This is a genomic window from Paenibacillus sp. J22P277 (assembly GCF_059383675.1).
Genome location: NZ_JBXENS010000005.1, coordinates 614,595 through 637,454, shown reverse-complemented (window position 1 = coordinate 637,454; position 22,860 = coordinate 614,595). Strand labels below are relative to the sequence as shown.

Here is a 22,860-nt window from a genome sequence, read left to right as displayed (position 1 = left end):
CTCCTTTAGAATACCGTGTAATCGGCGTAGCGGTAGGCGAGCCGATAGGATATGAAAATCAGCACGAAGCTAATGACCGACTTGAACAATCCGGCAGCCGTCGCCAGCGAGAACTGAAGATTTTGCAAGCCCAGCCGGTACACCCAGGTATCCAAGATATCGCCTGTCGAATACACGAGCGGGTTGTACAGGTTATATACTTGATCGAATCCGGCGTTCAGCACGTTGCCCAGACTCAAGACGCCGAGCAACACGACCGTCGTCGTCAGTGCGGGCAGCGTAACGTGCCGGATCAGCTGCCAGCGATTGGCGCCGTCGATCGCCGCTGCTTCGTACAGATTGAGATTGATGCCCGTCAGGGCCGCGAGAAAAATGATTGCGTTATAGCCGAATTCCTTCCAAACGTCGGTGCCGATGATCAGCTGCCTGAAGATGCCCGCGTCCGCCATGAACAGCTTCGGATCATGACCGAACATGCCGATTACCGTATTTACGACGCCATAATAGCCGAAGATCCCGATTACGATCGTGGACATGATGACCCAGGACAGAAAATGCGGCAGGTAAACGACGGTTTGCACCAGCTTCTTGTAACGCAAGTTACGGAGCTCGTTGAGCAGAATGGCGAATACGAGCGGCACGAACAAATTGAACACGATTTTGCCGATCGCGATGATAAACGTATTGACGATAACCGTTTTGCTGTCGTTCAGCTGGAACATATACTTGAAGTTGTCCAGCCCGACCCACTCGGATTTGAACAGCCCCGATCCCGGATTATAATTCTGAAATGCCATCAGGATCCCGAACATCGGTACGATGCTGAACATCACAAGCCAGATCATGCCCGGCATCAGCATCAAGTAATAGTGTTTCTGATGGCCCAATTTTCGCATTCCGGCTAACCTCCCTCTCCTTGGCAGGATAGCAAGAGCCTGCGAAGAGCACCGATGCCGCCAGTGCCTTCCGCAAGCTCTTGCGCGATTATTTCTTCAAGAGCTCTGCGACTTCTTTCGTGATCTCGTCGCCGCCTTGCGATTTCCAGTCCTTCACGAATTGGTCGAAGGAGTCGATGGACGCTTGGCCGAGGATGATTTTCATGACGGTTTCATCTTCCATTTTCTTCAGGTTCGCCCATTTCGTTTCCATGGTCGGGGTCTGATTGTAGGTGACGCTGTAGACCTTCTTGTCGATCGGAACCGTCGTGAACGGGCGATCGCCGATCATGATGGAATACAAGCGCTGGAAGTCGCCGAAGTTAGCCGTGCTGAAGTTGCTGACGCCCAAATCGTCGTACGGCGGCTTGATGACGTCTTTCACTTTTTTCGCGTCCGCGTACATCAGCTTGTACAAGCTGTTCGGTTTATTGTAATCCTCGGGTTGAGTCTCGCCTTTCAATACCTTCATCAATTCGGCGTACTCGTACTCCGTCTCGTTGGCCGCCGCCATGACGTTGCGAAGCGGGTACCAGCCTACGCTCACCGACAAATCGAACGTCGATTCGTCGCGTACGAGCGCGTTGTTCATGATCATGATCGCTTTGACGACATCCGGCTTGGCGTTCTTGCTGATCACGGTGTAGGTGCTGCCCGTCGTCTTCATGTGCGCGTTCCATTTGTTATCGTCGGAGTAGACCGGATAAGCCTGCCAGTTCGCCGTCGGATCGTTTTTGAACGAATCCCCGTTGCCGTAACCGCCGTTCCACCATGGACCGAAGAAGATCCCCGTTTGGTTGGCGTTGATCGGATCGCCTACGTTGTCGCGCGTGCCGACCTCCGGATCGATCAGGCCTTTCTGATACCAGTCGGCCAGCAAAGCCAACGTTTTCTTCGTATTGTCCGACGTCGTGCCGTACGATACCGTGCCGTCCCCGTTGTCGAGCCAGTAGCCCGGGTATGCGTCATTCGCGCCGAAGATCGGATCGAAGCCGCCCATATTGTTGGAGGACACGAGGAAGGTCGAATACGGCGACGAGTTTTTGGAAGGACCGGCGATGCCGATCGTGTTGTCCCCGCCGAGCTTGTTATCGATGAACGCTTTCGCCGTTTTCTCGATGTCGGACACCGTCTTCGGCACCGGCAGCGACAGCTTGTCGAGCCAGTCCTTGCGAATCCAGAGAACGTGAACGCCGTCGGTATCCACCGTAATGTTCGGAAGCGCTACCATTTTACCTTTGTAGCTGGCGTTCTCCAATGCGCGGCCGTCGGTGCTCGCCATGATGTCCTTCACCTGCTGGGATTGATACTGCTGGAATATATCCGTGATGTCGTACAGCAGCCCCGAGCTGGCCGCTTTGGTCATGAAGGAACGGTCGTCGACGACCATGCCGTCAGGCAGTTTGCCCGAAGCGATCGTCAAGCTGACCTTCTGCTTGAAGTCGTTGCCGGTTGCTGCCGTCCAATCGACGATGACGTTGATGTTGTACTTGTCCTTGAGGTAACGCGTGTACGGGTTGTTTCCCACGCTGTCGCCTTCGGGCAGCGTTTTGTCCGTCGGGTCCACCACCATGCCGATGTGAACGTCGACCGGCTTCGGAAATTTCGAGAACGCCAGGTCATCGCCCGTCAGTGCCGGGGTTTCGGAGTTGCCGCCCGAGTTTGAAGACGCTTTCACATTATTCGGCGAATCATTGGATGAACATGCCGTCAGACTGAGACCGAGTAAAGCAACGGAAAGCAGCGTAGCCATATTCCTTTTCATCTAATCCCTCCCCTTTTTGCTTGCCTCCTCATTGTACATGCGATCCAAGGAAAAAAAAGTAAGACGGATGTAACGCGTTTTGCGGCGGATAACGGGCCGAGGTAGTTATTTGTGCGATAAATTGTAGTCATTCGTCCCCCTATGGTATTGCGCGCGGTATTCCGATGGCAATAGACGCGTTTGTTCGTGGAACAACTGCGAGAAGTACTTGGAATCGTTGTAGCCTACCGCTTGGGCGACCCACGCGATCGATTGGTTGGTCTCGCACAACAGCCGCTCGGCGGCGCTCATCCGCTCTTGCCGCAAGTAATCGTTGAACGTCGACCCCGACAGCTTCTTGAAGCATTGGCTGAAATAACTGCGGCTCATGTGCACGTGATCGGCGACGTCCTCGGCATGGAGCGTGTTCGCGGCCTGCTCGCGAATGAACAGCGCCGCCTTCAGGATGCTGGTCGTCGTATTCGTGAAATCGGAGGTTGCCGCCACCTGCGCGTACACGCGTTTTCGGTAATCGCGGATCCATTCCACCGCCGACCGGACATCGTGCGCATCCGAGCGGAGCTCGGAATCCAGCGCGATCACGTTCTCCAATTGCGACAGCACGCGCATGAACAGCCCTTCGAGACGGCGAAAAGAAACCTTGGCCTCCACGGTCTGCATGCACAGGCGCTGGAAGACCGATTCATTGTAGAGCCAGTAGTGGGCGCGCCACTCCTGCTCCAGTCCGCACCACGCTTCTTCCTCCTGCAAGCGGACAATTTGCTCGCGGGCAGGAGCAGGCGCGGCGACCTCGGCTGGTTTGGCAGGCAGGTGCGGCGTTTCGCCCGTCAATTGCTGCTGGATGCGTTTCAAGATCAGTTCATCGTCCTCCGATTCCAAGCGCACCTTGGAGATATAGTCGAGCACGCCCATGCGATAAGCCGATTGCACGCTTTCGAATTCTTCGTGAAACGACAAAATGACGGATCTCAGCCCCGGGAACCGCTGCCTGGCGACTTGAAGCAGCTCCATGCCCGACATGACGGGCATCGAGAGATCCACGAACATGAGATCCACTTGCTGCCCCTCCATGAACTCCAACGCCTTCGCGCCGTTCGCCGCTTCCCCCACGACCACCATATCGTGATCGGACCAGGGCATGATCGAAATCAAGCCTTTGCGCGCCAGTTTATCGTCGTCAACGATCAATACGCGTATCATATCGCTCTCTCCTTTCGTTGCTGAAGAAAAGGCAGGTCCAACGTTACCGTCGTGCCTTGATTCGGGGTGCTCTCTATACCCATACGAGCCTGATGGCCATAAAATGATTCGAGCATGGACCGCACGTAACGAAGCCCGATTCCCCATCCCGTCTGCTGCTGATCCGGCGTGTCGCGCTGCAGCAAGGCCAGCGTTTCTTGGCTGAGTCCTTTGCCGTCGTCGCGGATGACGATGCGCACCATCTGCGCCGTATCGTCGGCCGATACGGAGATCTCGAGCTTGCCGTTATCGTCAAGCCCGTGACAGACGGCATTCTCCACGATCGGCTGCAGGATGAATCTCGCGACCGGGCTATCCAGGTAGGCTCCTTCCCGAATGTCCAGCTTCACCTCGAAATCATGCCGCATCTGCTGCAGCTCCAGATACGTGCGCATGACCTCGATTTCCGACTTGAAGGTCGCCGATTCCTTCGACTTGCCCAAGTTATAGTTCAGTAAAATAATCAACGACGAGACGAATTTCTCGATCTCCGCCTGCTTGTGCAGCACCGCCAGCCAGCGCACCGAGTTAAGCGTATTCATAAGAAAATGCGGGTTGATCTGGTAAGCGAGCTTCTCGATCTCCAGCTGATGCCGGCGCTTCTCCTTGTGCTCGACGTCCAGGATCAGCTGCTGAATCTGGCGCTTCATGATATTGAACTGATCGAAGATCCGGTCGAATTCATCGATCCCCGTGCGATATTGGCTGGTGCCCATGTAGCCCTTCCCGAACGTCCGCATCTCCCTCTCGATCAATTGGAACGGCCGGTTAATGAGCCGCCGCAGCAACAAGGTGAGCAGGAACATCATCAGCAGCGCTATGGCGAGAATCCAATACATATGATTTTTCCACGTATAGAGCTCGTGGTTGTAGCTGGAGACGGGAAGAAGCAGCGTGATGTCATAGCCGTAATCCCCTTGCATGCGGTTCCATACATAATCGCCCGTCACGCCCGATTGCCCGCTTAACCTGAGACGCTGCCCTGCCGCATACGCGGCCGAATCGCTGCTATAGGTCACGGTGCCCGCCGAATCCGTGAAAACAAGCGCATAAGGCATGTTCAAGCTCTGTGTAAGCGAATTCATATCTGTCGAGATATCGGACTTGGATTCGACGTATACGATGAGCTGCCTGCCGTCCGAGAACCGCACCTCCCGCGTCACGGACACCACCTGATCGTCGCTGAACCGGCAGAGGGATTTATGCGGAGACTGGTACTTCAGCTCCCCCATCCCGGCAACGTTCGGCAGCGTCTGCAGCGTAAAGTCGCCGCGCAGCGGCAAGTTCGAAAATGCGGGGTTCCCGCTCGCGGGATCGTAATACATCACCAGTTCCATCGCCGGGTTCGAGAACGTGATCAATCCGATATTGTACGAAACATCGCGCGAGAGCAGCCGCTGGCTGTACGTGTCCCTGGCGGCGAGATACGTCTCCATCAGATTGCCCACCGTGCCGACCGGCGTCATCTGCTGCGTGACCTGAAGCAAATTGTCGTACACCTGATTCAGTTTCGACGTCTGCTGGTACAGATCGAACGCCATGGAGGTCTTGATCTTATCCCGCTGCATCGTGTAGATCGCATTGTAGGATACGGACGACATGAGAATGGCGCATCCCACGAGCCCGATCGTCAGAAACACCATAATCCGTTTGCGAAGCGAAGAGAAACCAAACCGATTGCGCAACCTATGCAAGAACCCCATCTTCCTCTGAACCGTTTTGGCAGCATTCGTCATTGGACTCCCACGCACCTCCGCCTTCTTGCGAACAAGTACGCAATAATATTCGCTGCCCAGCCTGTTTATCCTTTTTGATCGCGCTGGGAAATGACTGGATCGCTTCAGAGCCGATTGGGAAGCCTTAATAGCAAACATTTTGAATCCATAAAGCATCATCATACCAAAAATGCTATGACCATCATTAAAAACACTCATTTTATTTATGATACGTGCTGATGTATCATCGAATTGGGGCGGAAGAGAGGCATTCAACATCAATTCGACTTACGTCAAAGGGGAAAATAGATATGAAAAAGAAAGCATGGCTTCTTCTGCTGCTCGCCAATTTATTTTGGGCAGGAAATATGATTTTCGGGAAGTTCAGCTCGTCCGAATTCCCTGCGATATGGGTCGCTTTTTTAAGATGGGGCGTGGCGCTGGTTTTTCTTATTCCCATTGCTCAAATCGTGGAAAAGCCTTCATGGCTTCGGCTGTGGAAGAAAAATTGGCGGATGATCGTATTGTTAGGGACGTTGAACATTGTCGTGTATTGTTATTTATCCTATGCATCCCTGCAGTTCACGTCCGCAACGAACGGCGCACTCATCAATACGCTTACCCCTGCCCTGATCATGCTGTTCTCGTTCCTGCTGCTTAAGGAAAAGGGGAGCTTCTTTCAGCTCGCCGGGTTAATAACGTCCTTTATCGGCGTCCTGACCGTGTTGACCAAGGGACATCTGCTGCAGCTATTTCATACTCCCTATAACAAAGGCGATTTGCTTATGTTTCTGGGCGTGTTATGCTTTGCGGCTTATTCGTTGCTCGTAAGGAGAACAAAGGGGATTCCTGCCTTCGCTTTCGTAGCCATGATGGCGATGGTCGGGACGATCGTGATGATTCCCGTGTTATTCCTGCAGCCGATCCAGGCAGAGAAAGTGACGTCGCTCGGCATCGTCGGCATTGTTTATTTAGGGATATTCCCGTCCATCGGCTCGCAAATTTTTTGGAATCATGGCATTAAGGTATTGGGTGCGAGCAAAACGGGGATCACCATGAATCTGGTTCCTATCTTCACGGCCATTATTTCGGTGATCCTGGGTCAAGGCTTGGCGATATCGCAGATCATCGGGGGTCTCCTCACGATAGCCGGCATGGCGTTGACTTCGGCAAAAGGCCGGGAACGCGCACCGAAAACAAATGCGGCTTTCCAGCCCGGGTCAACAAAGTAAGGCAGCCCCATTGTTAGCTCGCGGCTAACAATGGGGTTTTTTTGCGCCATCGGTTATTGTCCGTTCCGGAACAATCGCAGGGCGGTTTCAATAAACAATTTGACCGCGATCGAGCAATCCTCGAAAGACGTCACGGCCATATGAATATCCCGATGCCCCGTTGGAGAGAGTCGGCGCGTGACGACGCCGTCCGGCACGCTCAGCAGCGATAATTCAGCCATGACGGCGACGCCCATCCCCTCTTGTATGAATTGAAGCGTGGTCATGTTGTTATAAAGGCTGTACTTCGCTTGGATCGTTTCCCCGGATTTATCGAACCAATCGATGACAGGCGATTCGTAACCGGCTTTGCAAAGGATCAACGACTGATCCATGAGATCGGTTGCTTCGATGACAGGCTTGGCCGACAACGGGTGATCCTCCCGTAACACGGCGTAGAGTTCCTCGCGGTGCAAGTGGAAGGCTTCATATTCGTCGACCGGGGGAATGATGAATCCGACGTCGATCCGGCGCGAATCCAGCCATGCTTTGATTTCCGCGATTGTGCCTTCCAAGATATCAAACCTGATATTGGGATAGGTTCTTGAGATATCGCCAATCATTTTGGGCACGAAATACGTGGATGCGACGGGAAACGCCCCGATGCGGACGACACCCGTTTCCAGTCCCTTCTCGCGAGCGACCTCTTGGCCTACTTTCTCGTAGCCGTCCAAAATGCCCCGGAACAGATACACGATGCGCTCGCCGATATCCGTCAGCACGACGCCCTTGCGACGATTGCGGATCCATAAGCCGACGCCTAATTCCGTTTCCAATGCGTTGACCGCGCGGCTTACGGCCGGCTGCGTCATATTGAGCTCTTGACCGGCTTTGGTGAAACTGCCTAGATCGGCAATTTTAACGATAAGCTGCAATAATGACTTATTCATATCTTTTTTGGTATACCTCCGGCGAATTAAATTCGTTTTTTATATGATATCACCAATCATAGCATGGAATACAGCCCCTTTCCGAGAGGCTTCGATCCCCAATAAAAAAAGCCGCAACGAATCGCGGCTTGACATGCTTTCCTGTTCTTGTCCACTCATGGCTCATAGGTTCCGATGACGCCTCTTGCTCGCATCCAACAGAACCGATGCCAGCCTTCAGATTCGCTGCCCGTCCTCGCGTTCGGCTTGCTGCAGATACTTATGTCCCGCGTTCAGCACCTCGATGATGCGGTCGACGTCATACACGCTGCCGCGCCACGTACCGCCGCTGGCCGCCTGCAGCGCCGCCCAGAGCCGCGTGTCGTCCGGCAGATCGGGGTCCGGCTTCAGCTCCGGATGGGATGCCCGCGCGGCTAGAATGGCCGCTCCCTCCTCCGGCGAGAAGCGTTCCTCGTCTTGCCCGATAAAGTTCAGGCTTCCCTCCAACCGGTTAAGATCGACCTTCACTTCGAGCAAATCGCCGTCGCGGAGCTTGCCGACCGGTCCGCCCGCGAGCGCTTCCGGACCGATATGTCCGATGCTGGCACCCGTGGAAACGCCGGAAAACCGCGCGTCCGTCAGCAGCGTGACGTATTTCCCGAACGGCAGATGCTTCAACGAGGAAGTCAGCTGGTACGTCTCTTCCATGCCGGTGCCGGACGGTCCTCGGCCGATGAGCACGAGGATGTCGCCTTCTACGATAGCGCCGTCCTTGATCGCTTTGACCGCCGATTTCTCCGTCGTGAACACTTTCGCCCGTCCGGTATGGCGGTATACGCCGTCGTCGCCGACGACTTCGGGGTCGATCGCCGTCGACTTGATGACGGCGCCTTCCGGCGCGATATTGCCCACCGGAAAAGTCACCGTCGACGTTAGCCCCCGGCTCTTCGCCTTGGCGGGACTCATGATCACGTCGTCGGCATCGATCCCGTCCGTTTCCCGGAGATGCCGGCGAATCTCGCTTCGGCGCTCCGACGACTCCCACCAATCGAGCAGCACGCCGAGGTTCTCGCCCGCGACGGTCTTGACCGACTCGTCGAGCAATCCGAGCTTCCGCAGGTGCAGCATGACCTCGGGCACGCCGCCGGCCATGAATACGCGCACCGTCGGATGGTATTCCGGTCCGTTCGGCAGCACGCTGACGAGGCGCGGAACGGCGCGGTTGATCCGGTTCCAGTCCGCCACGTCGGGCACGCGGCATTTCGCCGCATGGGCGATCGCCGGGATGTGCAGCAGCAGGTTCGTCGAGCCGCCGAATGCCGCGTGCACGACCATCGCGTTCTGGATCGCCGCGTCCGTCAATATATCGCGCATCCGAATGCCGTTCGACTGCATCCAGTAAATCGCCCTGGCGGATTGCCTGGCGATATTTTTCCACAGCTCCTGCCCGGAGGGGGCGAGCGCGGAATGCGGCAGCGACATGCCGAGCGCTTCGGCAACGACCTGCGCGGTCGCCGCCGTCCCGAGAAATTGGCAGCCGCCGCCCGGCGTCGCGCATGTGCGGCAGCCCATGTCCGCCGCTTCTTGCAGCGAGATCTGGCCCTGCGCGTAGCGGGCGCCGATCGTCTGGATCTTGGCCGCGTCCTCGCCGTTCGTCGGAGGCAGCGTCACGCCTCCGGGGACGATGATGCCCGGCAGATCGCGAATGCCCGCCAGCGCGATCATCGTCGCGGGAAGTCCCTTGTCGCATGTCGCGATGCCGATCACGCCGCTGCGCGTCGGCAAGGAGCGCACGAGCCGCCGGTACACGATGGCGGCGTCGTTGCGGTACGGCAGCGAATCGAACATGCCGGTCGTCCCTTGAGAACGGCCGTCGCAGGGATCGCTGACGTAGCCCGCGAACGGAACGCCGCCAAGCCGGGTGATTTCCAGCGCCGCTTCCTTCGTCAGCAGGCCGACCTCCCAGTGGCCGGTATGATACCCAAGCGCGATCGGCGTGCCGTCCTCGGCCCGCAGCCCGCCTTGGGTGCTCAGGATGAGCACCTGCTTGCCGTTCAACCGGTCCGGCTTCCAGCCCATGCCGACGTTCTGGCTCAAACCGAACAGATCGCCGCTCGGCCATTGGAGCAGCATGTCGCTCGTCAGCGGAAGCGAGCCTTCCGGACCCGCCGCATGGGTTTGCAAATCGTAACTCGCCGGATCTTCCTGCCCCATGATATACGTTAACGCGTCACTCATCGCTTACCCTCCCCTCCTCATGCACGCGCGCCCGCGTTATTTCCAGCACACGATGGTTTCGCCGGATAGCGCGTCCGATTGCGGACCGCACAGAAACATGACGATGCTGGACATATCCTCGGGCTGGGCGATCCGCTGCAAGCGCGAGCGGTCCTCTTGGCCGGTCACGGTGCGGGTCGCAAGGAAGCGAGCCGTATAAGTCGGAGCCGGGGAAATGCAATTGACGTTGACGTCGAACGGGCGAAGCTGCTCCGCCAAGCTGCGGGTGTATTGGGATACGCCCATCTTGGCCGCGGCATAGATCAGGCCCTCCCTCACGGGGACATGCCCGGCGATCGAACCGACGTTGACGATCTTGCCGGAACGCCGCTCGCGCATATGCAGGCCGGCGAATTTGCAGGCATACATCGTCGACAGCAAATTCCGCTCCACGACCGAGCGGATGTCTTCGACGGCGATGTCGAGCGCGTCGTTCGGATCGGGACGCGGCGTATGCAGGCCCATGTCGCCGCCGGCGTTATTGACCAAAATATCGAGCGAGCCAAGCTCCGCGATCGATCGTTCGATCAGCGTCTTCACCTGCTCCGGGTCCGACAGCTCCGCCGCGAGGAAGAGACTCTTGACGCCGTATTGCGCGGCGATCTCCGCAGCCACGGCGCTGCCCGATTCCGCCTCGTTAAAACGGGCGGCGGCTTCTTCATTGACGTCATGGATAATGACGTTCGCGCCCGCGCGGGCCAAATCGATCGCGTACTGTTTGCCGAGACCTCTGCCGGAACCGGTTACTAGCGCGTTTTTACCGCTTAACTCCATTGTCGCCATCGGATTCACCTCGTGGGTAGATTGAATTGCCGGCTATACGGAATACCGCTTTCGCAAATTCGATAGATAAGCCAAGGCCGCATCAAGCTCTTCCAGCTCGTAAGCGGCGATCTCCTCCGCCGGCGCGCCCTTCTCGTACGGCGTGCGCCAGTCCCCTCTCGTCGTCGCATGATCCTCGACGAACCGCAGCAAGCGCGTTAATTGAAGCGCTGTCCTGGGCGGGTATTCCGTCCAGAAGTCCTCCATCAGCACGCGGACATGCCGCGCTTCCAAAGCGCCGTGCTCGATCGACATCGTCACCTGCGGATTCGTTTCTTGAAAGATCCGCAGCAGTGACGGGAAATCGATTACCCCATGTCCGAGAGCCTTCCGCGCGAGACGGTACCCTTCCTCGGACGGATAAACGGCATATTCCTTGAGATGCACGTTTTTCACCCATGGGGCTACCTGCCGGAAAAAGCCGATCGGCTCTTCGGCCGTAGCCAACGGGTTGCCCGTGTCGAGCGTAATCCCGAACTTCTCGGAACCGATCGTTTCGCACAGCCAGAGCAGCTCCTCGGACGCGAGGTCCTGATGGTTCTCCACGGCCAGATTCGCGCCGGCCGGGTCAGCCGTCTCCATGACGTCGCGGAACGAATCAAGGATCGATTGGAGGAATCGCTGCCAGTCGCCGGCCATATGCCGGCGATCGCCGCCGTACTTCGCTCCGCCGACGACCGTTCGCACCGTCAACGCCCCGATCCGGTCGGCCAGCGCGAGCGCTTCCTTCAGAGCCGCCGGATCGAAGCCGCCTGCCGCCACGTTGATAAACAAGCCCCGGTCGCGCGCGTAATCGGCCGCCTCGTCGGCATCGCTCTGCTTCAGCACGTCGAGCGGGATTTCGCCGCCCTGCAGCCCGTAAGCTTCGGCCGTTTGCAGCAGCTTCTTGGCCGTAATGCGCGGCCTCCCGGCTGCTTTCGTCATCCCCATCGCGTACACGGTTCCGCTTACCGTTAGTCCGAACCTCATACGAACACGCACCTCTCCTCATGAGTCTTATTCCGCCGTCCATCCTCCGTCGATGACGACCGCCGACCCGGTCATGAAGCTGGACAGCTCCGATGCCAAATAAACGACGAGGCCGGTCAGCTCCTCCGGCTTCCCCCACCGCTTGACCGGCAGATGATCCAAGAAGAACCGGTTCGCTTCGGGATTGTTGATGACGACCTGGTTCATCTCCGTCGCGAACGGTCCCGGACAGACGGCGTTCGCGGTAATGTTATGTTCGGCCCATTCGAGCGCCATGACCTTCGTCAGCTGTATTAATCCGCCTTTGCTGGAGCAGTACGCCGAACGTTCGGCGAGCGCGACTTGGCCAAGCATCGAGGAAATATTAATGATGCGGCCGAACCGCTGCTTGATCATATGCGGCACGATTGCCTTGGCGCACAAGAACGGCGCCTTCAGGTTCGTGGTCTGCACCAGATCCCAGCTCGCTTCGTCGTACTCGAGAATCGGCTTGCGAACGTTGATGCCGGCACTGTTAATCAAGATATCCACGCGCCCGAAGGCTCCGACCGCCTGCTCCTTCATCGCTTCGACTTGCGCGGAATCGGTCACGTCGACCGCGATCCCCAGCGTGTCTTGCCCCGTTTGCTCGCGGATCAAATCCGCGCATTCCCTCGCCTTCCGCGGGTCGCGGCTGGTGACGGCGACTTTCGCGCCGGCGTTCGCGAGCGCGCGGGCGAACTCAAGCCCCAGCCCTTGGCTTCCGCCGGTAACCAGCGCAACTTTGCCGTCCAAATTCAAAGTAGTCATCGTTCAAAGCATCCTCCATGATTCATGATGGGTTAGTCCGTCATAATCCGATCCCGCCGTTGATATGCAGCTCGGTGCCGGTCACTTGGCTCGATTCGTCGGACAACAGGTAGACCGCGCCGTAGCCGATGTCGTCGGGGGTTTGCATGCGGCCGGAAGGGATATGCGCCGCGGCCTTCCTCTGCAGCTCTTCCGGGCTTACGCCGTTGTTCTGGTGCAGCTCGACCTCCCCCTCGGAGGCTACCCAGCCGACGGTAACCCAGTTCGAGCGAATGCGATCGCTGGCGTAATGGGCCGCGATGTGGCGGTTTAACGTGCGCATGGCACCTTTGGAACAGGCGTAAGCGGCCAATTCCTTGCCGCCCTTGTAGCCGTTTGTCGAGCCGATATGGACGATAGAGCCGCCTCCGTTCTTCTGCATCGACTGAATCGCATACGCGGAGCTGAAGAAGGAGCCTTTCATATTGACGGCAAATATCGAATCGAACATTTCCTCCGGCGTATCCACCATCGAGCCTCTCGGGAAAATGCCGGCGTTGTTGACAAGCCCGTCGACTCTGCCGAACCTGTCCGCCGCGGCGTCGATCAGCTGCTTGCACGCCGCTTCCCGGCTGATGTCTCCTTGCACGAATATCGCCTCCGCGCGATGGACGTCCCGAATCTCCTGAACGATGCTCGCGCCGTCCCGTTCGTTTCTTCCTCCAACCACGACCGACGCGCCCTCTTGGGCGCACATCAGCGCGATGCCTTTGCCGATGCCCTTCGTCCCGCCCGTAATGACGACAACCTTGCCGTTAAGCCGGTTTCCCATGCCGATCCCGCCTCCCGCTGCTTTCATGCTCTTGGTCATTCCCTTGCGCTTGCCGTCCTTGGATCATCCGCTGTCAGCCGACTTCCGATACGGACGCCCACCGGCCCGTCCCTGCCGATCGCTGCACCGCTTCCAGCACCATTTGATTACGGAGGCCGTCCTCGAAATCGGGCGTCGGGTTGATGCCGCGCGCGATGCCGTCCATCAGCTCGGCGAACAGGTTGATGAACGTATGCTCGTAGCCGATGATATGGGCGGGCGGCCAATACGCGCCGGCGAATGGATGGACTTCCTCCTGGCAATTGATGGCGCGGAACCCCTGCTGTCCGGCCTCGTCGTCAGCGGAATAATAGTGCAGCGTGTTCATCTGCTCCATGTCCCAGCGGATCGAACCCTTCGTGCCGTTGATCTCGAAGCGGTTGCCGTTGCGGTTGCCGCCGGCAAAACGCGTCGCTTCGAATACGCCGACGGCTCCGCTCTCGAAACGGGCCATGAAGATCGATGCATCGTCGACGTCGACCGTCCCGAGCGCGCCTCCCGTCCCCGTCGCGCTGGCGCTCAAGCCGCCGCTCATCTCGCCGATCGGACGTTCCTTGACGAACGTTTCCAGCATGCCGTTCACTTCTTTGAACTCGCCTACCAGATAACGGGCAAGATCGATCGAATGCGCGGCAAGATCCCCGAGCGCGCCGGAACCGCACACTTCTTTTTTCAACCGCCACACGAGCGGAAAGTTCGGGTCGATGATCCAGTCCTGCAGGTAATTCGCCCGGATGTGATAGATGCTGCCGAGCTTCCCGGCTTCGATCAGCTTCTTCGCGTATTGAATGGCAGGCACGAACCGGTAGTTGTGGCAGATCATGTGAATCACGCCGGCTTCGTTGACCGCCTCCAGCATCCGACGGGCTTCCTCCACGCTCATGGCGAGCGGCTTCTCGCAGAGGATATGCTTGCCGGCGCGAGCGGCGGCGATGGCGATCTCCGCATGGGCGTTATTCGGGGCGCCGATATCGATCAGATCGATATCGTCCCGTTCGATCAGCTTGCGCCAATCGGTCTCGTACGAGGCCCAGCCGAACTTTTGGGCGGCCGCCTTCACGCCTTCCTCGTCGCGTCCGCAAATCGCCTGCATGACCGGCACGCCGCCGCCGTCAAAAAAGAACGGCACGTCCCTGTAAGCGTGGGAGTGAGCTTTACCCATAAATTTATAGCCGATCATGCCGATTCGGATTTGTTTTTTGCTCATCGTCCTCTGTCCTCCTTGTATCGCGTGCTTAGCGAAGCCCACTGCGCTTGGGGAACCACGTCGACGACCGCTTTTATCGCGATGCGTCCGAAATCGATCGCCGGTACGTCCTCGATGGACAACCGGTCGGTTTGAAGCCTGTCCAGCATGCCGGGATAATGGCGCTCGATCTCGCGAAGACGATGGATGGCGGACTTGAAATCGTCGTGCGACGCATTGACGGAACCGATGACGCATTTGTTTTTGACGACCATTTCCCGATACGTCGTATCGCTGGGCAAATCCAGACGGCCGTTCCCGGGCGTGACGCCGAGCAGCGCGAGGATGCCGTTATTGCTGACCAAAGGAATCGCCTCGAAGCCGAGCGGCGCGTGACCGGTGCATTCCCAGATCATGTCGAAGCCTGTCTCCAACCGTTCCGCGTATGCGGTTAGTCCGGACTTGAACGCATCTTCGGCGGAGGAATCCGCTTCGCGGTAATGCGCGCCGATGCCGCGGATGATGTCCGCGTTCGCGCTCGCGTCGTCCGATTTGGACCACACATGCGTGTCAAAGCCGAGAACCCGGCATGTCATCGCCGCCAATATGCCCAGAGGACCCGATCCCAAGATAAGCACGGTCCCGGGCCGCCAGATCATACGCTGCTGAATCTTCAGCGTTTGCGCCCAAACCTTTTCCACGATGCTTTGGGGTTCGACGAGCACCCCATGCGGCAAGCAGGCTGCGGGAACTTCGATTACGAATGCCGAATGCTCCGCTACATACTCGCACAGGTACCCGTCCGCGCCTTTGATGCCCCGCTCCGTGTAACGTCCGGTTTGGCAGAAATCCTGCTGCCCGTTGCGGCAATTGACGCAATCGCCGCACGGTCTCCTGACGAGCGCCGTGACGAAGTCGCCGCGGGCGAAGCCGGACGCGGGCCCGGCTTGCTCGACGACGCCGAGCAGCTCGTGGCCGATGACCATCTCCGATCTGCCTTCGGGGTATCTGGCAAAGTTATCTGCGATGATCTCGCGGTCCGTGCCGTCAAGGCCGACGCAGAGCACCCGAATCAAGACATCCGCCGGACCGTTCGATTCCGGCTTCGGGATCTCCGTTAACGACACGGTTACGTTCTCTTCGCCGCTGATCGCGATCGCTTTCACAATCCTCACTCCTTATGCCGAATCGTCAGTCATGATAAACTCATGCGCAAATTCCCTGCGCGGGGACATGTCCAACCCGGCTGCATCGGCACCGCGCCAGCTTCGCATGGCTGCCAAAAAGACTGCCGTCCGGCAGCCTTGATGACATGGAGCGAGCGTATAGATCGTACAATCAAGCCTTGAATTACAGACGAATTAACTGACTGCCGTTCGCAGCGCTTTTCCAAGCCGCTTCCGTCACGCGGGCGATTCGCAAGCCGCAGCTCGACGGAGCCGCCGCTTCGCTGACCTTGCCCAGCACGAGATCGACGAAATCGCGATTCGGATCGCTCGAGACCGGCAGCTCGTCCGTCACTTCGACGATTTCCCGTTGTCCTTCCTTGGCGACGAAGATTTGATTGTTGCGGAACAGCACGGTGCCCTTGTCGCCGTGGATCGACACGTCCTCATGCCAGCCGATGCTGGAGCTGCCGACGACGTTGAACGTCGCGATCGCGCCGCCGACGAAGCGTATCGTCACGGCCGAGTCGATATCGACCTGCGATCCGCGGTTATCGATGACGGCGGTGACGCTTTCCGGTTCGAGGCCGGTCACCCACAGTACGACGTCCAGCAAGTGGCTGCCGGAATCGTTCAGCTGCCCGCCGCAGGACAACGCGGGATTTTGTCTCCACGTCCCCGTCGTTCCCTTCAACCAGCTTTGCGCCTGATAGGCACAGATGTAATTAATCGTGCCCAGCTCGCCGCTTTGGATCAAGTCATGGATATAAATATACGGCCCGATCAGGTGGCGCTGGTAGGCAACGGCGAGATGCTTGTTCACGCCAGCCGCATGCGCGATGAGGCGCTCCGCGTTCTCGGAGCCGTCGACGAACGGCTTCTCCATCAATACGTGCAGGCCGCCGTCCAAGCAGGCGATCCCTTGCTCGAAGTGCATGCTGTGCGGCGATACGATGATGGCCGCGTCGGCGTTCGCCTGCGCGATCGCCTCCCGATAGTCCGTGTACACCGCCACGTTGACCAGCTCGGGGAAGCGCTGCTTCACTTGATCGATCGACGCCTCCGAAGGATCCGCCAACCCGACGATCTCGGCTTCGGGCACTTGAAGCAGCCTTCTCACATGCTCTCTTCCCATGCCGCCGACGCCGATGACCAAGAAACGAACTTTTTCCATTTCATTACCTCCATAGGGATCATATTGTAAGGGGTTGCAAAACAGCCTGTATCTATTTATACAAAACAGGAATCGCAATGATGCCATCCGCCGCTATTTCATCCTCCCGCGGACCTCCTTGAAAGTCCGGGTTCCCATCTTGCGCATACCGGCCGTACCCGTCTATTTTAACTCCCGGAACCGCCGCGCAACATATGGAAAAAGGAATAAAAAGTGGGATCGACGGACATGTGGTATAATGCGGTAAAAGCAGGAAACCAACGCTCAAGTGAGGTTTGTGGACATGAAGCATGGGGATGTGTACAGAATTCCGTCGGACGGGGACATCGGCGTCTACGTTCCGTACTTGGGGATCAATTACTGCCACGACAATTACCGGAACGTTCGCAACCGTTCCGACATTACGGTGCTGGCTTACGTGCTGCGCGGCCAAGGCACGATTCGCGTCGATTCGTTCACGCATCATCCGAAGGAAGGCGACGTGTTCATCCTGCGCAAGGGCAGCTACCATGAAGTGACGGCCATGCCCGATCAGGACGGGTATTGGACGTATCTGTGGTTCAATATCGGGGGGAACAGCGACGATCTGCTGTCCGCGTACCAGCTCAAGGAACGGGCGCTCGTCGCGAATGCGCCGTTGGAAGACTTGTTCCGCAAAGGGATGGCTTTAATGAAGCAGCAACAGCAGCAGCCCCTCGAGCAGGTGCAAGCCGCGATCGTGCTCGTGTGCACGGAGATTATGATAGCGCTTACCAGATTATTGAAGAGCCGGAACCTGCTGCTCTCCGATCAGGTGCAGCACATTAAGTCCTACATGGACCAACTGGTCGGCCCGTTCGATTCGGACCGCTTCAGCAAGCAGATGACGATGTCCTACAAGCAGCTCAACCGTTTGTTCAAGAAAGAAACCGGCTTCACCATCTACCATTACCTGCTGTCGAGAAGAATCCGGCAGGCCGAATCGATGCTCAAGGATACGGACATGACCGTCAGCGAGATCGCTTTCCGCCTCGGTTACGTCGATCCGCATTATTTCTCGAACCTGTTCAAGCAAAAAACGGGCATGACCCCGACCGGGTTCAGGCATCTGGATCTGCCGACCTGACCGTCGGACATGCCGGGAGGCCGCCCTTCCTCTCCTTCTTGCGTTAGTGTGGCACGCCGACAACCGCATCCCGAACCCGAATCGCCCGGTCACGATTCTCTTCGAGCCTTCGTCTCGATGCCGAATCCGAGCAGCATGAGCGTCCCGATCAACAGTACCGCGGCAAATACGCCGAAGATCGAGGCATAACCGATCTTCGCCTGAACCAGGACGCCGACGAGGTATGGCGCGGCCACGCTGCCGATCCGGCCGAAGCCGGCCGCAAAGCCGGCTCCCGCCGCCCGGATGGCGGTCGGATAATTTTCTGGCGTATACGCGTACAGCGCACCCCAAGCGCCCAAGTTGAAAAAGGAAAGCAGCGCGCCCGTGAGCAGCAAAGCCCCCGTGCTCTGACTGAAGCCGAAGCAGAGCGCCATTGCGCCGGAGAGGATCAGGAACGCGGCGAGCGTCGCCTTGCGCCCCCATTTCTCCACGAGATACGAGGCGGCGAAGTAGCCGGGCAGCTGGGCGAGCGTCATGAGCAGCACGTAGCGAAAGCTTTGAATCATCGAGAAGCCTTTGTCGACCAAAACGGAAGGCAGCCATAGGAACATGCCGTAATACGAGAACGCGATGGCGAACCATACCGCCCACAGCGCGATCGTTTCGCGCTTATACGTCGTGAACAGCTCGCGGATTCGGGTGGGCCGCTCCTGCTTCGGCCGGAATTGCGGCGACTCCGGCACCTCCCGTCGAATCCAGAGCGCCAGCAGGATCGGGAGCGCGCCGACCGCAACCGCGACGCGCCAGCCGAACGGCGGAATCACGAAATAGGCGAGTACGGCGGCCAAGATCCAGCCGGCGGCCCAGAAGCTTTCCAACAGAACGACCATCCGGCCTCTGGTCTCGGGCGGCGCGAATTCATTGACAAGGGTCGAAGCGACCGGCAGCTCGGCTCCGAGTCCGACGCCCATCAGAAACCGCAGCGCCAGCATGACGCCGAGCCCGCCGGCGAAGGCGCTGCCGAAGCTGAACGCGCCGAAAATGACCAGCGTGAACAGAAAAACAGGACGCCGGCCGAGTCGGTCGGCGAGATAGCCGCCCAATACCGCCCCGATGGCCATGCCGACCAAATTGACCGTGCCGAGCAAGCCCGCCTCCTGCGCCGTCAGCCCCCAATCCTTGCGAAGCGCGACCAGGATGAAGGACAGCAAACCGACGTCCATGGCATCGAACATCCAGCCGAAGCCGGCGGCCCAAAACACTTTGCGCAACGCGCGCTTGGAACCGGCGGCGGCAGCATTAACCTGGGTCATGCGAGTACTCCTTTCGCGAAGCGGAATGGGTGCGCGGCGCATGCAGCGTTTGGACGCTTGCCGCAAATTCGGGCGATATAAACGTAACCTGATTACCGGCCGCTTGAATCTCGGCTGTCGGGGTCATGGGGGGCCAGGATCTCCACCGGCAGCTGGCCGAATGACATGTTCGGCACCGCGCGCGGCTTGTATTCGATGACGTCGGAGGAATAGATGGCCACGAACAATTTGCCCGGGACCGCTTGCGCGCGGATCAGGATCGGTTGATTGTAGCGGTTCTGGAAGACGAAATCGGGACCGTCCCAGCTGACGGTCGCGTCGCGTCCCGGTCTCACGTACGGTACGTTTCGGCTGTGCGAATAGCGTTTCACGATGTACAATCCCGCGCGGTCGGTCGCATTGAACAGCGTCGAGGATACCTGGCATATCCCGCCGCCGATCCCTTCCGACAATTCCCCTCTGACGATGATCGGCGCCTGCAGGTAGCCTTTCTCCTTCGTCCGCTTGCCGACGACCGCGTTGAACGAGAACGTCTCCCCGGGGAAAAGAACCGTGTTGTTGATCGCGCCCGCCGCCAGCCGGATGTTGTGCGAACGGTTGCGGTTCCGGGCATTGTAGTAGGTGACGTAGTGGCCGATCGGCTTTTCCTTGATCTCCGCCAGCAGCTCGCGGTCGACCCGCGGATAGACGTTCAAGAGCGGCGCATCGATCGCCGCAGAGCCCGTACCGTAAAAAAACTCAAAAAAACGTTCGGTGAAACCCTCCTGATCGAGCCTGTGCCCTAACGCTTCGGGCACGATTCCCCCATGGTCGCCGATGTACGCGTTGCGAGGGGCTTCGTAGCTTTGCCGTTCCAAGTTCGTGACGAGCCGGTCGAATTTGTTCAGATCTACCATCGTGAAGCCGGGCGATGCATAATCGGCGCGGTTAATCACGACGGCGGCCTGCCCCCGCAGCGTCACGGATAATTGCTCATTTGCTTGCTCGCTGCCGTCGCCTTGATGCAGCAGCCATAAGATACCCGTTAACCAGAACCAATTCATAAGGCATTCTCCACGTAATCGATTTTCCAAACTTCTCCGATCGAGCTCCTGCGCAAATGAAAGACGAACGTCTTCTCCGCCTTCCGGAAACCGTCGCGGTAAATGACCACTCTGGCCGGCAAATCGATGGCAAGCAGATCGGAAGAGGCGGCCTCCGCGTAATCCGACGTCCGGCGGATGGCGACGATGCTCGAAGCCTCCTGCTTCAGGCGCGTTAATTGATCATGGTTGCGATACGGGAATAACGCGGTCATGATCTCGGGATCACGCTGGTTGATCGCGATAAAGAACAACTCCGCGACGCGCTCGGGCGAAGCCTGCTGCACGTATTGCGGCAGCTTGCCGGCCGCCTTATGCACCATCGTCTGGTGATCCGGGTCGACGCTCCCGGTCTTGTGCGTGCTGCTACCCAGAAAATGGATGCAAAAATGCCCATGGAAGTCGTTGTCCGGAATGCCGTCTCCCCCGTGCGGCATGCCGTGCATCGAAGCGGCGATCGTCTGGCCGTCCTTCTCGACAAGGATCGCCCTTCTTCTCCAGCTCCATTTTCCTTCATAGATTCGCTTCATGATGTCCGTGTCGCGCTTTGTTAACGGCTGAACGTCGGCATGCGTGCTCCCCGCTCTCCGCTGCACCTCGAACCGCAGACCGGTCTCCAGATCGACGACGGAGAAGGTCGCTTTCATCGTGATGATTTCTTTGGCTTCCGGCCACGCTAACAATTTCCCGTAATGCTTCGACTTCAGCGCCGTGGTGCGGGAGATCAGCTGTCGCTTCGCCTCGCCGCGAAGCTGTATCGCCATGGCATTCGCCGGATCGTACAGCCGGTAGGACGGATCGATCGTATAGGTTTTGTCCTTGACCGTTAAATAAACGTCGGAAACGGGCGCGAATTCCTCCGGCTGCGCAGCGCCCGCCGCTATCTCGGCGAGCCATTCTTTCGAATCGAGCATCGACGCGGATGCCAACGCCGCTTCCGCCGAGGATTTGACGATGAGCTGGACCGAAGGCCGCGCCGGTTTTGCCGCCAAACCGTTCGTCGGTTCGCAAAACGACATCATTAAGCCGGCTGCAATCAGGCAGCAACGCCGAATCCTTTTGCCTTTCATCCTATCTACCCCTTCCGCAGCTTGCGACGTCGAAGCGCGGTTCGAACCGTCGCTTGCCGCGCATGAATTGCCGATCCCAATTTTTAGGAGGTATTATGCCCGCTTTTCATAAAGCTATCCAGCCCGTTAGCCGTCATGGCTCGGCTGCCCAGACGCGCGGTTCTTTATCTTCGCAAACGCCCGAAAGCGCGCAATGCAAAGAGGCACGCCCGGCGTCGGCGTGCCTCTTCAGAAGCTGACAGTATCCATCGTTATGCATGGCGACAGCAGAATTCAGCCAATAGGGTCGAGATCCATCACGAGGCCAAGGGCATCTTTCGCGATCGCGGCATAGGCTTCGATCCGATCGGGACTGCGATCGATCGCCCACCTGAGATTATCGAACGTTCTCAATAACAGCAGCTCTCGCGCAGCCGAAAGGTCTTCCTCGCCGATGCCGTACCCCTCCAGAAAGGCTTTGAATTCTTCCGGATTCGGATCGCCATCTTGGAATCGGCATTGCATTACCCACATCACATCGCCATGCGGCACGGTTCTTACTTCCGCATTGCCCCAATCCAATAGGCTGACTCGTCCTGCCTCGCTCACGATCGTATTCTTCAAGGAGAGATCGCCGTGGATCAATCCGAAGCGGAACGTTTCCTTCTTCAAACGCTCAAACCGTTGACGCACGATTCGCGATGTCATCGGAGTGAGTACGCCAAGCGCGATCAGCGGGTCCTGCTCCGTCAAACTAGCGATATTATACTGCACATACCCTAGCCAACTGCCGTCCGATCCGGGATGGGGCGGCGATTGAAACTCGCCATGGACGGGATCGATCAGCTTCTCCCCGAACCCTTTTACTTGAATCGCATGAACACGTTTGGCATATTCGCCCAGCCGCCTCCATATATCGGCCTTTGGCGCCTTGCTGTCCACGCCGTTGTCGCCGTCGATATAGGCTTGAATCATGTAGGCCGTTTCGTCGACGATCCCGATGGCCAACACCTCAGGTCCGGGTATACCGACTTTTGCTGCTTGTTCGGTGCACCATTTTTCTTTCGCGTAGCTGGGGAAAGCGCTTGCTTCGTTCATGCGAACAACGACTTTACGGCGCTCGGATTCAACCACGCACACCTGATTTACGAAGCCTTTCCCCAGAATTCGAAACGAAGCTATTACGCGTTCCTGAAGAAAATCGCCGGCGATTCGTTCGGCTTGCGCAATGACGGCGTCATCCATCGCTTCTCATCCTCTCTAGCGACAAGCATGAGCTTGGCGGCTGTCGCTTACTGCTTC

The 22,860-nt window shown here is 58.0% G+C and carries 19 protein-coding genes; 2 read left to right on the top strand and 17 right to left on the bottom strand.

The features are described 5' to 3' along the window. Positions 1–5 precede the first annotated feature (5 nt). From AC50YL_RS19985 to AC50YL_RS19970, 4 genes are all read right to left on the bottom strand, one after another. Positions 6–896 carry an ABC transporter permease gene (locus tag AC50YL_RS19985; RefSeq protein ID WP_494834187.1) on the bottom strand — a complete coding sequence of 297 codons (891 nt, stop codon included), beginning with the start codon at positions 894–896 and terminating at the stop codon, positions 6–8. A gap of 88 nt (positions 897–984) precedes the next feature. Continuing rightward, positions 985–2,700, bottom strand: a complete 1,716-nt coding sequence (locus AC50YL_RS19980) for an extracellular solute-binding protein (RefSeq protein WP_494834185.1) — start codon at positions 2,698–2,700, stop codon at positions 985–987. Positions 2,701–2,805: 105 nt separating this feature from the next. Further along, complete coding sequence (locus AC50YL_RS19975) at positions 2,806–3,900, bottom strand: helix-turn-helix domain-containing protein (protein ID WP_494834183.1); 1,095 nt, start codon at positions 3,898–3,900, stop codon at positions 2,806–2,808. After that, positions 3,897–5,633 carry a sensor histidine kinase gene (locus AC50YL_RS19970; RefSeq protein ID WP_494834181.1) on the bottom strand — a complete coding sequence of 579 codons (1,737 nt, stop codon included), beginning with the start codon at positions 5,631–5,633 and terminating at the stop codon, positions 3,897–3,899. The genes AC50YL_RS19975 and AC50YL_RS19970 overlap by 4 nt, the downstream gene beginning before the upstream one ends. Before the next feature lie 260 nt (positions 5,634–5,893). Here AC50YL_RS19970 and AC50YL_RS19965 point away from each other — a divergent pair, with 260 nt between their 5' ends. Next, positions 5,894–6,886 (top strand): DMT family transporter, encoded by a 993-nt coding sequence (locus tag AC50YL_RS19965; RefSeq protein ID WP_494834179.1) that lies wholly within the window; start codon positions 5,894–5,896, stop codon positions 6,884–6,886. A gap of 53 nt (positions 6,887–6,939) precedes the next feature. Here AC50YL_RS19965 and AC50YL_RS19960 read toward each other — a convergent pair whose 3' ends face one another. From AC50YL_RS19960 to AC50YL_RS19920, 9 genes are all read right to left on the bottom strand, one after another. Beyond that, the gene (locus AC50YL_RS19960; protein WP_494834177.1) at positions 6,940–7,815 is read right to left on the bottom strand and encodes a LysR family transcriptional regulator; all 876 of its coding nucleotides are present in this window, start codon (positions 7,813–7,815) and stop codon (positions 6,940–6,942) included. Positions 7,816–8,031: 216 nt separating this feature from the next. Beyond that, entirely contained in the window at positions 8,032–10,032 is a 2,001-nt protein-coding gene (locus AC50YL_RS19955) for a YjhG/YagF family D-xylonate dehydratase (protein ID WP_494834175.1), read from the bottom strand. Positions 10,033–10,068: 36 nt separating this feature from the next. Continuing rightward, positions 10,069–10,854: an SDR family NAD(P)-dependent oxidoreductase gene (locus AC50YL_RS19950; protein WP_494834173.1), complete on the bottom strand. Its 786-nt coding sequence runs from the start codon at positions 10,852–10,854 to the stop codon at positions 10,069–10,071. A 33-nt stretch (positions 10,855–10,887) separates the two neighbouring features. After that, positions 10,888–11,862, bottom strand: a complete 975-nt coding sequence (locus AC50YL_RS19945) for a sugar phosphate isomerase/epimerase family protein (protein WP_494834171.1) — start codon at positions 11,860–11,862, stop codon at positions 10,888–10,890. 27 nt (positions 11,863–11,889) lie between these two features. Further along, positions 11,890–12,651, bottom strand: a complete 762-nt coding sequence (locus AC50YL_RS19940) for an SDR family NAD(P)-dependent oxidoreductase (protein WP_494834169.1) — start codon at positions 12,649–12,651, stop codon at positions 11,890–11,892. A gap of 40 nt (positions 12,652–12,691) precedes the next feature. Beyond that, a complete protein-coding gene (locus tag AC50YL_RS19935) occupies positions 12,692–13,462 on the bottom strand; it encodes an SDR family NAD(P)-dependent oxidoreductase (RefSeq protein ID WP_494834167.1) in 771 nt (256 codons plus the stop codon). A 73-nt stretch (positions 13,463–13,535) separates the two neighbouring features. Further along, on the bottom strand, positions 13,536–14,708 hold the full coding sequence (locus AC50YL_RS19930) for a Gfo/Idh/MocA family protein (RefSeq protein ID WP_494834166.1): 1,173 nt from the start codon (positions 14,706–14,708) through the stop codon (positions 13,536–13,538). After that, on the bottom strand, positions 14,705–15,853 hold the full coding sequence (locus tag AC50YL_RS19925) for a glucose 1-dehydrogenase (protein WP_494834165.1): 1,149 nt from the start codon (positions 15,851–15,853) through the stop codon (positions 14,705–14,707). Before AC50YL_RS19925 ends, AC50YL_RS19930 begins: the two co-directional genes overlap by 4 nt. 184 nt (positions 15,854–16,037) lie before the next feature. Continuing rightward, a complete protein-coding gene (locus AC50YL_RS19920) occupies positions 16,038–17,027 on the bottom strand; it encodes a Gfo/Idh/MocA family protein (RefSeq protein WP_494834163.1) in 990 nt (329 codons plus the stop codon). 283 nt (positions 17,028–17,310) lie between these two features. Here AC50YL_RS19920 and AC50YL_RS19915 point away from each other — a divergent pair, with 283 nt between their 5' ends. After that, the gene (locus tag AC50YL_RS19915; RefSeq protein WP_494834162.1) at positions 17,311–18,132 is read left to right on the top strand and encodes a helix-turn-helix domain-containing protein; all 822 of its coding nucleotides are present in this window, start codon (positions 17,311–17,313) and stop codon (positions 18,130–18,132) included. 89 nt (positions 18,133–18,221) lie between these two features. On the opposite strand, the gene AC50YL_RS19910 is transcribed toward AC50YL_RS19915, so the two are convergent. The 4 genes from AC50YL_RS19910 to AC50YL_RS19895 form a co-directional block, all read right to left on the bottom strand. Beyond that, entirely contained in the window at positions 18,222–19,427 is a 1,206-nt protein-coding gene (locus tag AC50YL_RS19910) for an MFS transporter (protein ID WP_494834161.1), read from the bottom strand. A 92-nt stretch (positions 19,428–19,519) separates the two neighbouring features. Further along, positions 19,520–20,470, bottom strand: coding sequence for a VanW family protein (locus tag AC50YL_RS19905; RefSeq protein ID WP_494834160.1), 951 nt, complete (start codon positions 20,468–20,470; stop codon positions 19,520–19,522). Continuing rightward, positions 20,467–21,579 carry a hypothetical protein gene (locus AC50YL_RS19900; RefSeq protein WP_494834158.1) on the bottom strand — a complete coding sequence of 371 codons (1,113 nt, stop codon included), beginning with the start codon at positions 21,577–21,579 and terminating at the stop codon, positions 20,467–20,469. Before AC50YL_RS19900 ends, AC50YL_RS19905 begins: the two co-directional genes overlap by 4 nt. 273 nt (positions 21,580–21,852) lie before the next feature. Beyond that, on the bottom strand, positions 21,853–22,803 hold the full coding sequence (locus AC50YL_RS19895) for a phosphotransferase family protein (protein WP_494834156.1): 951 nt from the start codon (positions 22,801–22,803) through the stop codon (positions 21,853–21,855). Positions 22,804–22,860 lie beyond the last annotated feature (57 nt).